Source organism: Novosphingobium sp., assembly GCF_027489515.1.
Classification (GTDB): domain Bacteria; phylum Pseudomonadota; class Alphaproteobacteria; order Sphingomonadales; family Sphingomonadaceae; genus Novosphingobium.
In genome coordinates, this window is the sequence record NZ_JAIXZS010000070.1 from 34,379 (window position 1) to 49,059 (window position 14,681).

At 66.6% G+C, this 14,681-nt stretch carries 15 protein-coding genes; 3 read left to right on the forward strand and 12 right to left on the reverse strand.

Features of this window, described 5'->3' with window-relative positions; translation table 11 throughout:
• The first annotated feature begins 7 nt into the window (after nt 1-7).
• A complete protein-coding gene (locus tag Q0082_RS12090) occupies nt 8-775 on the forward strand; it encodes an SDR family oxidoreductase (RefSeq protein ID WP_298192893.1) in 768 nt (255 codons plus the stop codon).
• Between the two features lies 1 nt (nt 776).
• Nucleotides 777-1,766: an amidohydrolase family protein gene (locus Q0082_RS12095; RefSeq protein ID WP_298192895.1), complete on the forward strand. Its 990-nt coding sequence runs from the start codon at nt 777-779 to the stop codon at nt 1,764-1,766.
• A 2-nt stretch (nt 1,767-1,768) separates the two neighbouring features.
• On the opposite strand, the gene Q0082_RS12100 is transcribed toward Q0082_RS12095, so the two are convergent.
• The 10 genes from Q0082_RS12100 to Q0082_RS12145 all read right to left on the reverse strand — a co-directional run bounded on the left by Q0082_RS12100 (nt 1,769) and on the right by Q0082_RS12145 (nt 12,024).
• Nucleotides 1,769-2,521: an SDR family oxidoreductase gene (locus tag Q0082_RS12100; RefSeq protein ID WP_298192898.1), complete on the reverse strand. Its 753-nt coding sequence runs from the start codon at nt 2,519-2,521 to the stop codon at nt 1,769-1,771.
• Nucleotides 2,511-3,203: a ThuA domain-containing protein gene (locus Q0082_RS12105; RefSeq protein ID WP_298192901.1), complete on the reverse strand. Its 693-nt coding sequence runs from the start codon at nt 3,201-3,203 to the stop codon at nt 2,511-2,513. The genes Q0082_RS12100 and Q0082_RS12105 overlap by 11 nt, the downstream gene beginning before the upstream one ends.
• The gene (locus tag Q0082_RS12110) at nt 3,200-3,928 is read right to left on the reverse strand and encodes an SDR family oxidoreductase (RefSeq protein ID WP_298192904.1); all 729 of its coding nucleotides are present in this window, start codon (nt 3,926-3,928) and stop codon (nt 3,200-3,202) included. The genes Q0082_RS12105 and Q0082_RS12110 overlap by 4 nt, the downstream gene beginning before the upstream one ends.
• The gene (locus Q0082_RS12115; RefSeq protein WP_298192908.1) at nt 3,925-5,136 is read right to left on the reverse strand and encodes a cytochrome P450; all 1,212 of its coding nucleotides are present in this window, start codon (nt 5,134-5,136) and stop codon (nt 3,925-3,927) included. The genes Q0082_RS12110 and Q0082_RS12115 overlap by 4 nt, the downstream gene beginning before the upstream one ends.
• Complete coding sequence (locus Q0082_RS12120; protein WP_298192911.1) at nt 5,136-6,356, reverse strand: cytochrome P450; 1,221 nt, start codon at nt 6,354-6,356, stop codon at nt 5,136-5,138. The genes Q0082_RS12115 and Q0082_RS12120 overlap by 1 nt, the downstream gene beginning before the upstream one ends.
• Nucleotides 6,353-7,699, reverse strand: a complete 1,347-nt coding sequence (locus tag Q0082_RS12125) for an amidohydrolase family protein (protein ID WP_298192913.1) — start codon at nt 7,697-7,699, stop codon at nt 6,353-6,355. Before Q0082_RS12125 ends, Q0082_RS12120 begins: the two co-directional genes overlap by 4 nt.
• A gap of 88 nt (nt 7,700-7,787) precedes the next feature.
• A complete protein-coding gene (locus tag Q0082_RS12130) occupies nt 7,788-8,369 on the reverse strand; it encodes a carbon monoxide dehydrogenase subunit G (RefSeq protein ID WP_298192914.1) in 582 nt (193 codons plus the stop codon).
• Between the two features lie 18 nt (nt 8,370-8,387).
• On the reverse strand, nt 8,388-9,182 hold the full coding sequence (locus Q0082_RS12135; RefSeq protein ID WP_298192916.1) for a xanthine dehydrogenase family protein subunit M: 795 nt from the start codon (nt 9,180-9,182) through the stop codon (nt 8,388-8,390).
• The gene (locus tag Q0082_RS12140) at nt 9,182-11,554 is read right to left on the reverse strand and encodes a xanthine dehydrogenase family protein molybdopterin-binding subunit (protein ID WP_298192918.1); all 2,373 of its coding nucleotides are present in this window, start codon (nt 11,552-11,554) and stop codon (nt 9,182-9,184) included. Before Q0082_RS12140 ends, Q0082_RS12135 begins: the two co-directional genes overlap by 1 nt.
• Nucleotides 11,551-12,024, reverse strand: coding sequence for a (2Fe-2S)-binding protein (locus Q0082_RS12145; protein ID WP_298192920.1), 474 nt, complete (start codon nt 12,022-12,024; stop codon nt 11,551-11,553). The genes Q0082_RS12140 and Q0082_RS12145 overlap by 4 nt, the downstream gene beginning before the upstream one ends.
• Before the next feature lie 363 nt (nt 12,025-12,387).
• Between Q0082_RS12145 and rlmJ the strand changes: the two genes are divergently transcribed.
• Nucleotides 12,388-13,227: a 23S rRNA (adenine(2030)-N(6))-methyltransferase RlmJ gene (rlmJ, locus tag Q0082_RS12150; protein ID WP_298192923.1), complete on the forward strand. Its 840-nt coding sequence runs from the start codon at nt 12,388-12,390 to the stop codon at nt 13,225-13,227.
• Between the two features lie 195 nt (nt 13,228-13,422).
• Here rlmJ and Q0082_RS12155 read toward each other — a convergent pair whose 3' ends face one another.
• Both Q0082_RS12155 and Q0082_RS12160 read right to left on the reverse strand, forming a co-directional pair.
• Nucleotides 13,423-13,875: a PaaI family thioesterase gene (locus Q0082_RS12155; RefSeq protein WP_298192926.1), complete on the reverse strand. Its 453-nt coding sequence runs from the start codon at nt 13,873-13,875 to the stop codon at nt 13,423-13,425.
• Entirely contained in the window at nt 13,872-14,678 is an 807-nt protein-coding gene (locus Q0082_RS12160; RefSeq protein ID WP_298192929.1) for an SDR family oxidoreductase, read from the reverse strand. The genes Q0082_RS12155 and Q0082_RS12160 overlap by 4 nt, the downstream gene beginning before the upstream one ends.
• Nucleotides 14,679-14,681 lie beyond the last annotated feature (3 nt).

The following is a 14,681-nucleotide window of genomic DNA, read 5'->3' on the forward strand; positions in this document are numbered from 1 at the left end:
GAGGCAGATGGATCTCGGATTGAAGGACAAAGTGGTGCTGGTCACTGCGGGAAGCCAGGGCATCGGCCTTGCCACCGCGCAGGGCTATCACCGCGAGGGCGCGCGGGTCGCAATCTGCGCCCGCAATGCCGACAAGCTCGCCGCCGCCGCTGCAACGATGCCCGGCTGCCTTGCGCTGCAGGCCGACGTTACCGACGCGGACCAGATCGAGGCGATGACGCGCGAAGTGGCGGCAAGGCTGGGGCCGGTCGATGTGCTGGTGGTCAATGCCGGCGGGCCCCCGCCCGGCCTCTTCGCGGATCTCGACGATGCCGCGTGGCTGGCGGCGACCAATCTCACGCTGATGTCCGCCGTGCGCATGACACGCGCGGTCCTGCCCGCGATGCGCGAGCGGCGCTGGGGCCGCATCGTCGTCATTTCCTCGGTCGGCGTGAAGCAGCCAGTGCCGAACCTGACCTTGTCGAACAGCGTGCGCATGGCCGTGCTCGGCTGGGCGAAGACACTCGCGCAACAGGTCGCAGCGGACAACGTGCTCGTCAACACGGTCTGCCCGGGCTTCACGCGCACTGCCCGGATCGAGCAGATTCTCGGGCCTGCAACCGGCGACGGGCCGAGCCCCGCCGAAGCCGCGATGGCCGCGCAGATTCCGCTCGGCCGCATTGCCGAAGCCGAGGAGATCGCCGGCCTTGCCGTGTTCCTCGGGTCCGAAGTTGCCAGCTACATGACCGGTACGGCCATCGCGGTGGATGGCGGCTCGGCACGAGGATATGCCTGAGATGAGCCTGGCAAGCGCCCGCGTTATCGATATCCACGCCCACGCTGTGATCGAGGAGACGTTCGGAACGGCTGGCCGGTTCGGCCCGGAGCTGTACGACGACGCGGGCGTGCCGGTGTTCCGCATCGGCGACTACCGCTTGCGCGGCGTGCGCTATCGCGGCAGCGCCTTCATGGACGCGGATCTGCGGATTGCCGCGATGGACCGCATCGGCATCGACTGGCAATTGCTCTCACCCAACCCGCTGACCTACTTCCATTTCATCCCGGCAGCGGAAGCGGTGGCCTTCTGCCGCACGCACAACGATGCGCTTGCCGCCGTTGTCGCGCGCTATCCGGAGCGGCTCGGCGCGGCGGCGGCCCTGCCCATGCAGGATATCGATGCGGCGATTGCCGAACTGCGCCGGGCGGTGAACGAGCTTGGCTTCCGCGCGGCCTACATCGGCACGGACATGCCCCAGGGCCTTGCCGATCCGGACATGGACCGGTTCTACGAAGCCGTCGCCGCGCTCGATGTACCGCTGTTCATCCATCCGGCCTCGGCAGGTATCGATGGCCCTCCGGGGCCTGCCGCCTTCACCCGGTTCGAACTCGATATCACGCTCGGCTTCGCAATGCAGGAGACGGCGGCGCTGGCCACGCTGGTGTTTGGCGGCGTACTCCATCGCCACCCCGATCTCGATGTGTGCATCAGCCATGGCGGCGGGGCGCTGGCGCTCGTCTGGGGGCGCCTGCGCCATGCCGCCCACAAGCGGCAGTGGGTGCCGGAATACCTGCGCGACGAAGGCCAGTTCGAGGCCGCGCTGCGCCGCATCTGGTTCGACATTCACATGCACGATGACCTTTCGCTGGACCTTCTGATCCAGCGCGTCGGGCGTGATCGCCTTGTCTATGGCACAAACTTTGCCGGGTGGGATGCCCCGCAGCGCGCCGAGACGCACGGGATGGAAACCCTGCTGGCGGACAACGCCCGCCGCCTGCTGCGCGCCTGACCCTAGCCGCGCGAGGTGCCGAGCCCGAGGCCGCCGTCCACATCGAGGATCGCGCCGGTCACCCAACTGGCGCCGATCAGGTATTCCGCCGCCTCTGCCACGTCTGCGCCCTCGCCCAGCCGGTCGATGGCCTGAAGCGAAGCCATGTCGCGATAGCGCTGCGCCGCCTCCGCCTCGCTCAGCAATCCGGCGCGGACATTGATCTCGGTGAGCACGCCGCCAGGCACGATGCAATTTACCCGAACCCCGCGGCTGCCCACTTCCGCCGCGAGAACCTGCGTCAGGGTCTGCAGCGCAGCTTTCGTTGCGGCATAGGGCGAAGCGCCGGGAAAGGCGCGGCGGGTGTGGCTGGAGCCAAAGAACAGCACCGAGCCTTTGCGGGCTTCAAGATGCGGCATCGCCAGCGAGGTCAGCATCATCGCGCCAACGACATTGCTGTGGAACAGTCCTAGGAGCTGCGCCTCATCAAGATCGGCAATGGCGGTGCGGTACATGTTGCCGGCATTGTTGACGAGCACGTCGAGCCCGCCGCCCTTTGCGACAGCAGCCGCGATCATCGCTTCCCGGTCGGCTGCGACCGTGACATCGCCGACAACCCCACCGCAGCCGATCTCGCCGCACAGCGCCTCGATCCGGTCGGCGCGCCTGCCGCTGATGGTGACGGTAGCGCCCCGGCTGGCGAAATGGCGCGCCATCGCCTCACCCAACCCGGAGCCGCCGCCGGTAATCAGGATGCTCTTGCCCTCAAGCGTCATGCACGGTCTCTCTTTCGCAAAGCCAGCCCAGCATGGCTTGCAGAATGGCGACATGCCCTGTTGTGCCCAGCGAGCGCTCGTCATGCCCCAGGGCATCGACCACGATCCTGCCTGACCCGTGCCGCCGTCGCCACACGACAGGCTGAGCCCCCTCCCCGGCATCGGCGGTTGCCATGATCTCGCAGTCCGCCGCCGGATCGAGATGGTGATAGGCCTCGTCGACGGCCTCGAAGGGAACTGCGCCGGCCGCCAAGGGCTGCACCGTGATCGGCCCAAGCGGCGGATGATGCGAGCGGTCCCAGTTCCAGCCGCCGCCGAGCAGATCGAGCCAACCGGGCTGGTTGTCCCAGCAGATGACCGCCGTGTGCATGGCGAGGAGGCCGCCGCCGCGCGCCACATGGTCCGTCATCGCGGCGAGATGTTCGCTGCTCAGGCGGCCCGCCCAGAGCGGACGATCCGCCGCATAGCGCTCGAACTGGGTCATCGACCAGCGCAGGGCATTGACGCCCAGAACATCGCGTCCCGGCTGCAACTGGCCCAGCGCGTCGGCCAGATCGGACGTGATCGTGACGGCAAGCCCGAAGCCGCGCGCAATGCTGGCGAGCGCCTCGCTCGACCTCGCAAAGGGATGGTTATAGCCGTCGCTGTAGAGGATCAGCCGCAGCGCACCGTCCCCGCTCATGTGCGGGGCAGGTTTTTCAGCACGGCATGGGTCACGCCGCCATCGACCACGAGGTCATGTCCGTTGATGTAACCGCCCTCGTCGCTATCGAGGAAGCATACGGCATTGGCGATATCCTCGGGCGTCCCCAGCCGGCCGAGCGGCACGCCGGCGGAGCGAGACGCGCGGACCTTTGGATCGGCGTAGATCGGGGCGGACATGCCGCCGTCGATGAAGCCGGGCGCGATGCTGTTGAAGCGCAGGCCGCTTGGCCCATACTCCATCGCGAACTGCCGCATCAGTTGCAGCACCGCGCTCTTGGTCGCAGGGTATGCGCCCGATCCCGGCCCCGGCCCATAGGCATTGATCGAGGTTAGCGACACGACATGTCCGGAGCCGCGCGGCAGCATCCGCCGCACCGCCTCGCTGGTGACGGCAAAGACGCCCATCAGGTTCACTTCGACGACCCGGCGGAAGTCTGCGAGCGCAATGTCCGCCAGCGCGCCGAAGCGCACGATCCCCGCGTTGTTGACGACCAGATCCGGCACTTCGCCGAGCGTATCGAACAGCGCCGTGACGGCACTGCCGTCCGAGACGTCGCACATATGCGCGGTCAGCCGGTCGGAAACCGCGACCGCTTCAATGCTGGCGTCGGCCACAGCGACCCGGTAGCCGCGTGCGAGCAAGGCCGAGGTAATGGCGGCACCGATGCCCGCCGCGCCGCCGGTGACGAGAGCAAGTTTCATGAGGCGCCTTTCGCCGTGAAGCGAACCGGGAAGCGTCCCCAGTTCGGCCGGGATGTGTTCGTGTCGCGCTGCGGGGGATCGTGCGGTATCGTGCGCGCACCGCGGCGCAGCAGTTCGACCAGGATGAGCGTCACGATGCCGAGTTGGGCGTCGGCCGTATCCGTGCCGGGCCTCGCGGCGATCCCGCCATCGAGTTCGCGCCCGAGGCAGGTGTGAAGGCCAATGCCGAACGCGAGGCCGGAGCGCAGGACTGTGGCGGGAAGCGTACGCTCGGGCTCGAACCGATCGGCGTTCTCGCCAAAGATCGCGGCATCCCGGTTGGCCAGAAAGAGGTCCAGTTCCACGCGGTCCTGCGCCGCGACGGGACCGATCCCGGCCAATTGCATCGGGCACATGGCGGTCCGCCATGCTTCCGGGCTTGCCGGGTGCAGGCGCAGCGATTCGTGGACGCAGTGCTGGACGAAGACCGGATCATCGAGGCGAGCCCAGCGATCTTCGTCTTCGTCCGCCCATTCGAGCACTTCCCACAGCGCATGCACCACTGCATTCGCGGTCGAATGCGCGCCAGCCTGCAAATAGAAGGCGATCTCGCGCAGGAGTTGATCCTCGCTGAGGCCGAGTTCATCGTTGCCGACGAGGAGCGTCATCAGCACATCGCGCGGCAGCTCGGCATCCGTGATGCTCCCGGTCTCGCGCTCGGCCAGCAGCGCCCGTCGGCGCGCCAGTGATGGCAGGAAGAAACGCTCACGCAGCTGAGCCTGAACCGCCGCCACTTCGGCGCTCACTTCGGCGTGATCGCGGGTGCTGTGCACCAGCGTGGCGCCTTCGCCGAGCTTCCTGGTGATCGCGATCAGGTGCTCGGTCTCCTCGGCGCTGCGCGTGGGTCGGTCGATCCCGGCAAAATCGGCGGTGAGGTTGACCGTCAGCCGGTAGCCGATCTTGAGGAGATCGCCGCCGCCCGCCGCGAGATAGGGCGCGAGCGTTTCCGCCAGCGTGCGCGGGAAAACCTCCTTCTCGTAGTAATGGAAGAAGTTACGGCGGAAGACCCGCACTTCCACCGTGCGCCGCGCCGCGTGTTCCTCGCCGTGCAAGGTCAGCAGCACACCCTCCATCACCACCTTTCCCGCATCGTACAGCGCCTGACGAAGATCGCGATTGCGCAACGCAGCCTCGCAATCGCGGTATCCGGCGATGCGGTGCCGCCCCATCAGATGACCGCTCGCGCCGGGTCGAACAGGATCGGATAGGTGGCCCAGGAAATGCGGGTGATCCCCTTGTCGAGCTGCGCCGGGGCGGCGGGATCGGGGCGGACGCCGCGCTTGAGCAGCGCTTGCACGATAAGGGGCACGGTGCCGAACTGGTGATCCGCCGGATCGCTGCCCGGTTTCGGCTCCACGCCGATGGCAAGATTGCGGCCAAGGCAGGCATGCGCGCCGAGCCCCATCGAGATGCCGTGGGGAAACGCGGGCCCTGCCACTGTCCGATGCGGATTGAAACGATCCGCGTCCTCGCCGAAAATCGCCGTCTCCCGGTTGGCGGTGCGCAGATCGACGACGATCACATCGCCCGGCTGCGCCTCAGTGCCATTGGCGAGTGCCAGCGGACAGGTGGTGCGTCGCTTGGAAACCGGGCTCGAGGGATGGAGCCTGACGCTCTCGAACACGCATTGCTGAATGAAGAAGGGATCATCGCGCAGTCGGGCAGCGTCTTCAGGATGGGTGTCGATCCAGCACAGGATTTCGTGGACGGCGTGGGTCAGCGAATGGATCGTCGTATGCGCGCCGGCCATCGTGAAGAAGATGCCCTCTTGCAGGAACTCCTGCTCGGTCATCCCGAGCGCATCCTCGCCGGAGACCAGCGCCATCAGCACGTCGCGCGGCAGTGCGTCGGATGATAGCTCGCCCGCTTCCACCTGCGACCTCAGTGCCCGCCGCCGCGCCAGCGATGGCGCCAGAAACTGCGCGCTGAATTCGGCCATGGCCGCCTCGATCCGAGCGCGCTTTTCCGGGCGGTCCTCGGGCGGGGATTGGCCCAGCGCGGGCGCAAGGCTGAATTCCTTGAGCAGACGGAGCAGCTCCGCCGTCTCCTCGGGCGTGCGCTTCACCCGGTCGATCCCGGTGAAATCGACCGTCAGGTTCATCATGATCCGGTAGCCGATGTCGACAAGGTTGCCGCGCCCCGCTTCCAGAAAGGGCTGCAGCGTCTCGTCAAGCGTGTGCGGCAGGATGTTGCGCTCGTATTCGACGAAGACGTTCTTGCGGAACACGGTCGCCTCGACATTGCGGCGCGCCCGGTGCTCGCTTCCATGCAGATTGACGAGGCACCGCTCCATCAGCAGTGCGGCTTCATCGTAAAGCGCCTGCCGCAGCTCCGTCTGGCGCAGCGTGCGCGAGCAGGCCTCGAAGCCCGTGATGACGTGCTCTGTCACGGCTTCGGAGCCCACAGGCCCGTCGCGCGCCGCGTCGCGGCTGTGGTCGAATAGTTGGAAACCCGCCAGGATGGGGGATCGCGCCGTTCCGGCAGCGGCCGGGCGAGATCGACGGCGCGGCCGCAGTGGAACACATGCCGCATGGCGCCTTCGCGGCCCAGCAGCGTGACATCGCCGGTCACATCGCCTTCGACCACAATCACATCCGCGTCCTTGCCCGGCTCCAGACTGCCGGTGCAATGGTCGAGCTTGAGCGCGCGCGCACCCTCCAGCGTCGCGCAAGACAGCGCCTGCAGCGGCGTCAGTCCGAGGTTTTCGACAAGGATCTGCAGTTCGCGCCAGTGCCATTCGCCATAGGGCGTGATCGAAAAGCCGCTTTCGGTCCCGCAGACGATCGGCACACCCGCATCGAAGGCCTGCCGCAACTGCTGGCTGCTCTCCTCGATCTCCTTGGCGAACAGGTCCTGCAGATAAGAGCTCGCGCCGATCCTGGCGCCATGATCGGCCAGCACGGCCTGAAAGGTCAGCGTGGGCACGATCGGCACCCGCGCATCGCAAACGGCGCGCAGCGCGGCGTCGTCCATGTAGGTGGCGTGGAGGATCATGTCGAAGCCCGCCGTGGCCGCATCGCGGGTGCTCGAAGCGTTACGGCAATGCCCCACGATGGGGAGCCCCACCTCGTGCGCGGTGTCGGCCGCCAGTCTCAGCTCGTCCAGCGTCCAGACCTGGATTTCGCCTTCCTGCCTCTGGCGCGGGATGAGGCCAGTGACGTGGATCTTGATCCAGTCCGCCCCCCGTTTGGCCTGGCGGCGGATCTCGGTGACGATCTCGTCCCGCGTCCGCGTGACCTTGAGATAGCCGATGCTGCCTTCGTCCGGCACGAGCAGCCCAGCCGTCCCGCCCACGGAAGTGAACAGCGCGTTGCCCCCGCAGCGCATGCGCGGGCCTTCGGTCACGCCGCATTCGATGGCATCGCGCAGATCGAGCGACACGTCGAAGATCGTGTCGGCGTCGAACATTGTCGTCACCCCGGCGCGCAGCACTTTCTGCACATTGTAGGCGGCAATGATCGCGGCAAGGCCTTCGCGGCGGTGGAAGAACAACTCGTCGTTGCTGAACGGCTCATCGAAGCTGATGTGGCAATGCGCGTCGACGAGCCCCGGCATGACCGTGGCGCCTGAGGCGTCGATCCGCCTGACGGCCTTTTCCTCGGCAAGGCGCAGTGCCTCAGACCCGATGCCAAGGATCGTGGTGCCGAACAGGACCGGCATGATTGCAGCCGGACTGCCGCTTCCATCGAAGACGAGCCCGTTTTCGATCAGGGTGAGATCAGTATCCTGCAAGGGCCCTCTCGCTTGTCATTCTCCCGCCGCCCTATTTACATCGATTTCGATATAAATGGCAACGCGGCTGCTGTAAGACGGGGCGCTGCTAGCGCAGGAAAACCACCGCAGCAGCGGCGACGATGATCGCGATCACGGCTGGCATGAGCCACGAAGACACGCCCGAGGACGGCCCGGCTGGTGGCGACATGTCCTGCGAAGGCTCTGCCGCCAGCGAGGCATCCGGCTCCATCGCGGCGACCGCGGCTGCAAACTTGCCGAAGAAATCATCCGCCATCGACTTGGCGGTTCCTTCGACAAGGCGAGCGCCCATCTGCGCCAGTTTGCCGCCGATCTGCGTATCCGCCACGTACGTCAGTTCGGTGCCGCCATCGCGCGCGGCAAGCGTGACGAGCGCGCCGCCCTTGGCAAAGCCCGCAACCCCGCCCTGCCCCTCGAACTGCATCCGGCACGAACGCGGCGGGTCCAGCTCGGTCTGGCGCATCGTACCCGAGAAGCGCGCGCTGACCGGGCCAATCTTGGCAGCAACCTTGCCGGTGAACTCGGTCTCGGCAGTCCGCTCCAGCGCTTCGCAGCCCTTGAGGCAGGACTTCAGCACCTCGGTATCGTTAAGCGCCGTCCAGGCCGTTTCGGGCGAGCAGGGCAGCAGGTAGGAACCGGTAAATTCCATTGTAAACGTGTTCCGCTTTCAGGCCAGTGTCGAGAGGGCGCGCCGCACGATGACGGCGGCAATGTGGTGGCGGTATTCCGCCGAGCCGTGAAGGTCGCCGGTGAAATGGCCCAAGTCCAGCATGTCCTCGGTTATCGCGGCCATCGCGCCGCCGCCGTCCAGATGCTGTTCCGCCTCACGCCAGCGGAACACGCCGTGGCCGCCACCGGTGATGGCGATGCGATAGCCGGACGGGAGCTGCGCTACAAAGGCGCCGACCAGCGCGAAGCGGGAGGCGGGATTGCGGAACTTGATATAGGCCGCGCGCTGGCACGCCGGGAAACGCACTGCGGTGACGATTTCCCCCGGTTCCAGCGCGGTGCTGAACATGCCGGTGAAAAACTCCTCCGCCGCCAGCGTGCGGCGGCTCGTCGTGACGGTCGCGCCGAGCGCGAGGAGTGCGCTGGGATAGCAGGCCGCGGGATCGTTGTTGGCAATCGAGCCGCCGATGGTCCCGCGATGGCGGATCGCCGGATCGCCGATCCCGCCCGCCAGATCGGCGAGCGCGGGTAGGACGGCCCTGACGTGGGCGCTGGCCGCCACCTCGGCATGCGTCGTCGCCGCGCCGATCTCGATGCCGCCCTCGACGAGGCGAATCCCGGCAAGTTCGGGCAGCCGTTGCAGATCGACCAGTCGGCTCGGCATGGCGAGCCGCGCGCGCAGGACCGGCATGAGGGTCTGCCCGCCGGAGAGCGCCTGCGCCCCCTCGTCTTCGGCCAGCAGGGCCAGTGCCTCGGTGAGCGACTCTGGGCGGGAATAGGCAAGTTCGTACATCACAGCGCCTCCTGCCGTTCCTGACACAGCCGCCAGATCTTCTCAGGCGCCGCGGGCATGTCGACATGCGCAATCCCCAGCGCATCGCACACCGCATTGATCACGGCAGGCGGCGAACCGATTGCCCCCGCCTCGCCGCAACCCTTCATGCCGAGCGGGTTGACCGGCGTGGGCGAAGGCCAGAACGCAAGGCCGAATTCGGGCAGGCTGTCGGCGCGCGGCATGCCGTAGTCCATGTAGGAAGCGGTCATCAGCTGCGCGGTATCCGGATCATAGACCGCATTCTCCCACAGCGCTTGCGCGATGCCCTGGGTCAGACCGCCATGAACCTGCCCCTCCACGATAAGCGGGTTCGCCACGTTGCCGAAATCGTCGGCGGCGTTGAACGCGACCACTTCGGTCACGCCCGTCTCCGGGTCGATCTCCACTTCACACACGTGCACACCCGCCGGGTAGGTAAAGTTCGGCGGATCGAAGAACGTTGTCGCGACAAGCCCCGGCTCGAGCTTGTCCGTCGGGAAACTGCTGGCGGCATGGGCGGCCCCGGCCATTTCCGTAAAGGCCACCGTCTGGTTGGTGGCGGCACTGGTATAGATGCCTTCCGCGAAATCGACCTCGCCGGGATCGATCCCGAGCATGTAGCCGACGATGTGGCGCCCCTTCTCGATGATCTTCTCGCACGACTTGACCGCCGCCGAGAGGCCGACGGACGCGCGCGAGCCATAGGTGCCGGTGCCCGCCTGAATGCGATCGGTATCGCCCTGCACCACGGTAATTCGGTCCATCGGGATACCGAAGCGCTCCGAGATGATCTGGGCATAGACTGTCTGGTGCCCCTGCCCGTGGTTGTGCGCGCCGGTCAGCACTTCGACCGATCCGCCCGGTTGCACCCTGATCTCGCACGATTCCCACATGCCCCCGCCGCCGCCAAGGCTGGCGAGCAGCTTCGACGGGCCGATGCCGCAAGCCTCGACATAGGCCGAAAGCCCGATCCCGCGCAGCTTGCCGCGTGCCTTTGCTTCCGCGCGGCGCTGCTCGAAGCCCGCATAGTCCGCCAGCCGCAGGGCTGCATCGAGGCAGCCTTCGTAATCGCCGCTGTCGTAGCAATAGACGAGCGGGGTCTGGTGCGGGAACGCCTTCACGAAATTGCGCCGGCGGATCTCCGCCTGATCGACCCCGATTTCACGCGCGGCGAGATGGGCGAGGCGCTCGATCACATAGGCCGCCTCGGGCCGCCCGGCCCCGCGATAGGCATCGACCGGGCAGGTATTGGTATAGACGCCCTCGACCACCGCATGGACCGCCGGGATCGCGTACTGACCGCACAGCATCGTCGCGTACATGTAGGACACGACCAGCGCGTTGGAGGTCGAGATATAGCCGCCAAGGTTAGCCAGTGTGTGGACCTTGAGGCCAAGGAAGCGGCCCTCATCATCCATCGCCAGTTCGGCGGTGGTCACATGATCGCGGCCATGCGCGTCGGTGAGGAAGGACTCGGTGCGCTCTGCCGTCCACTTGACCGGCCGGCCCACCGCGCGCGCCGCAAAGGCCACCACCAGTTCCTCGGCATAGCAAGGGGCCTTGGAGCCGAACCCGCCGCCGACGTCGGGCGAAACGACGCGCAAGTGGTTTTCGCTTTCAAGCCCCAGCAGCATCATGAAGAACAAGCGCATGCCGATCGGATTCTGGTGGGTCAGATAGATCGTCATCGAACCATCGTAGGCGCGCCATTCGGCGTTGATCGCGCGCGGTTCCATCGCATTGGGCACGAGGCGGTTGTTGCGCAATTCGAGGCTGACGCGCCGCGTGGCGCGGGCAAAGGCCGCATCCGCTTCCGCAGCATTGCCGATATCCCAGGTGAACGCGCGGTTCGAGGGGATATCGGGATGGAGCTGCGGCGCATCGGGCCCGAGCGCGGCGGCCATGTCGACAACGGCCGGCAGTTCCTCGTATTCGACAAAGACGCTATCGGCCGCATCGCGGGCCTGACCGCGCGTTTCGGCAATCACCAGCGCCACCGGCTCGCCGACAAACCGCACCGTGTCCACCGCCAGCGCATGGTGCACGCCGACGCGGGCCGGGGTGCCATCGACCGAGTTCAGATTCCAGCCGCTCGGCAGCGCGAAAAGGCCGCCGTCCACCAGATCCTGGCCTGTGAGGATCTTCACCACGCCGGGCATCGCTTCGGCGGCGGAGATGTCGATGGCGCCGATCCGCGCATGGGCATAGGCCGAGCGCACGAAGGCCGCGTACGTCTGCCCCGGCAGGACGAGATCGTCGACATAGCGGCCGTTTCCGGTGATCAGCCGGGAGTCCTCGACCCGCTTCACCGATTGGCCGAACTTGCCCATGGGCGCTGTCATTGCGGTCATGCCGGCTCTCCCATGCGCTCGGCGCCAGCCACGACGGCCTTTACGATGTTGTGATACCCGGTGCAGCGGCAAAGATTGCCTTCGAGCTCTGCGCGCACGGTTGCGGCGTCGGGGTTCGGGTGGCGGCGAGCGATGTCGATCGCCATCATGATCATGCCCGGCGTGCAAAAGCCGCATTGCAGACCGTGATGCTCGCGAAAGGCGGCCTGCATCGGATGAAGCTCGCGCCCGTTCGCAAGACCTTCAATGGTGAGGATTTCGGCCCCGTCCGCCTGCACGGCGAGCATGGTGCAGCTCTTCACGGCCTTGCCGTCGACATGCACAGTGCAAGCCCCGCACTGGCTGGTATCGCAGCCGACATGCGCGCCGGTCAGACGCAGCTCGTCGCGCAGGAGGTGCACCAGCAGGGTGCGATCCTCGACCTCCACCACATGCTCGCGGCCGTTCACCGTCAAGGTAATGCCCGTCATGATCATCCTCTCCCCGCCGCGCCCCAGCCCGGCGATCCCACCTACGGCCTTGCGCCTCCCGGCGGGGGTGCCGTTGTTTTCGTTCCTCGCACACCCGTCGTGCGGCAATGACACTGATGCCTCGTGCCAGGGCATGCAAGATATATTGATATCGAAATACCTCGCAGCAGCAAGCCTCCTCAGACGCCGAGCGGCACCTAGGGTGACGATCGACCGCGCGAACCGCAAGTCTCGCGCAGAAGGGCTTTGAAGGTTGCTGCCCGACTGGGTACGAGCGCGGGACGGACAGCTTCCAACGCTTCCCGCCCGGCCGGTGCCCCCGGCAGCGCTAGCCAAGGTTCACCCTCGGGATATTGAATTGCCATGAATTATCGCCACGCCTTCCATGCCGGAAACAGCGCCGATGTCGTCAAGCACAGCCTGCTGATCGCCCTTGTGCGGGCCTTGCAGCGCAAGGATAGCGCGCTGACCCTGATCGACACCCATGCCGGCTGCGGACTTTACAACCTCGCCGGCGATGAGGCCCAGCGCACTGCCGAGGCCGCGCAAGGCGTGCTGCGCGCCTTTGCGAACCCGAATCCCTTGCTGGACGAGTACCGCGCCGCCGTTCGCGCGGTAAATGCTGCGGATGCCGGAGACGAGCCCCGGTCGTATCCCGGCTCGCCGCGGTTTCTTTCGCAGCTGCTGCGCGCACAGGATCTCCTTATTCTCAACGAAAAGCACCCCGAGGATGCCCTCACCCTGCGCAGTGCGATGCGCGGCACATCCGCTGCGGTGCACGAGCGCGACGCCTACGAGTTCTGGCTGGCCATGCTGCCGCCGCGGACACCGCGCGGCGTGGTGCTCGTCGATCCGCCCTACGAGCAGACCGATGAGCGCGAACGGATTACGGCCACGCTCGCCGCTGCGCATCGCAAATGGGCGCACGGCGTGACGGTGATCTGGTATCCGCTGAAGGATCGCGCTGCGCATGGGCGGTGGCGAGAGCAGCTGCGCAGGCTCGGCATCCCGAAACTGCTGCGGGTGGAGCACTGGCTCTATGATGACGATCAGCCCGGCCTCTATAACGGCGCCGGCCTCTACATCGTCAATCCCCCCTATGCGTTCACGCAGGCGCTGCCACCGCTGCTGGATGCCCTGTGCACCGCGCTGGCGCCCGAGGGACACAAGGGCCAGATCATCAGTGATTGGCTAGCGGACTAAGACCCCTGCATCATGCCAGCGAAGGCCCTCAACGTGCTCAGCGCAACGCACCTGTTCGGCGCGTCCTGCAGCTCAAATTCGGTTGCCCGAACCTGAGCTGCCAAAGCCGAAGTATCAGCCCTTTCGACCGCAGCGGCCAGCCGTTTGTGCTGGCTGGACCTTGCGCGGTCGAATGCTCCCCGATGCCTGAAGCAATCAAACGCTCATGATCAGCAAGCTGGATGTGGCGGAAGCAAGCAGGACACCGGCCATGTCGGTCAACCGCGCTTCGGCAAAGGCCGCGCGCCGTCCGATCGAGACCACGCGCCCTTCGGCCCGCACCGTACCTGTCTTCGCTGTGACGGCCTTGTGATAGGCAACCTTGAGCTCGAGGGTCGTGTACGTCTGACCCGGCGCCAGCCGGGAATGGACTGCGCAGCCGCACGCGGAATCGAGCAAGGTTGCAATGTAGCCGCCGTGCACGGTTCCAATGGGGTTGTGCGCGTGCTCACCCGGCTCGCCTTCGAACACGGCAAGGCCATGATCGAAGGCGATTGCGGAGAACCGCAGTGTTCCCCCGATGCCCGGCTGCTTGCCCTGAGCGAGAAGGGCTTGCAGCTGTTCGAGCCCGGTCATGTCCGGGCTCGCAATCTCGGCAATCAGGCTCATGCGTCGCCTGCCGTGCGATAGCGAACTGCAACGTCCCGGCGCGAGAGGTGCGGTGCGAGCGCGAGGCGGGCGGATTGCAGCGCGTTCCAGCCTGCCTCGTCGGCCAGCGGCGGGATGGTGACGGTCTCGCCGCGATCGAGCCCGACGAGCGCGGCATCGACCAGATCGCCCGCATCCATGACCATTTCGGCGGGGAAGGAATCCACATCCTTGCCCGAACGCTCCCAGATCTCGGTGCGGGTCGCACCCGGCAGGACCGCCTGCACCTGCACGCCGCTGGGCGCGAGTTCCTTCGCGAGGCCCTGCGAGAGCGTGAGGATGAAAGCCTTGGTGGCGCTGTAGGTGCCGTCGAAGGCTTCCGGAGACAGCGCGAGCACCGAGGCGATGTTCACAATCGCACCGCCACCCGCAGCACTCAGCCGGACCGCGGCAGCGCGCGCCAGCAATGTAGGCGCCGTGACATTGAGCGCGATCAGGCGCGCCACTTCGGCTTCGGGCGAAGTGGTGAGCGTGCCGGACAGCGCGAGGCCGGCATTGTTGACCAACAGACCGAGGTTCGGCGTGTCGGCAATGGCCTGGACAACACGGGCGAGCTGCGCCGGATCGGTCAGGTCGGCAGGCAAAACCGTGATCGTGCGGCCAGTCTCGGCGCGCAGCCTCGTCGCCAGCGCCTCCAGTCGCGCAGCATCGCGCGCGACGAGGATGAGATCGTGGCCGCGGTGCGCCAGTCGGTCGGCGTAGATGGCGCCGATGCCGGTGGAGGCCCCGGTGACAAGCGCAGTGGAATGGGCAGGTATCGACATGGC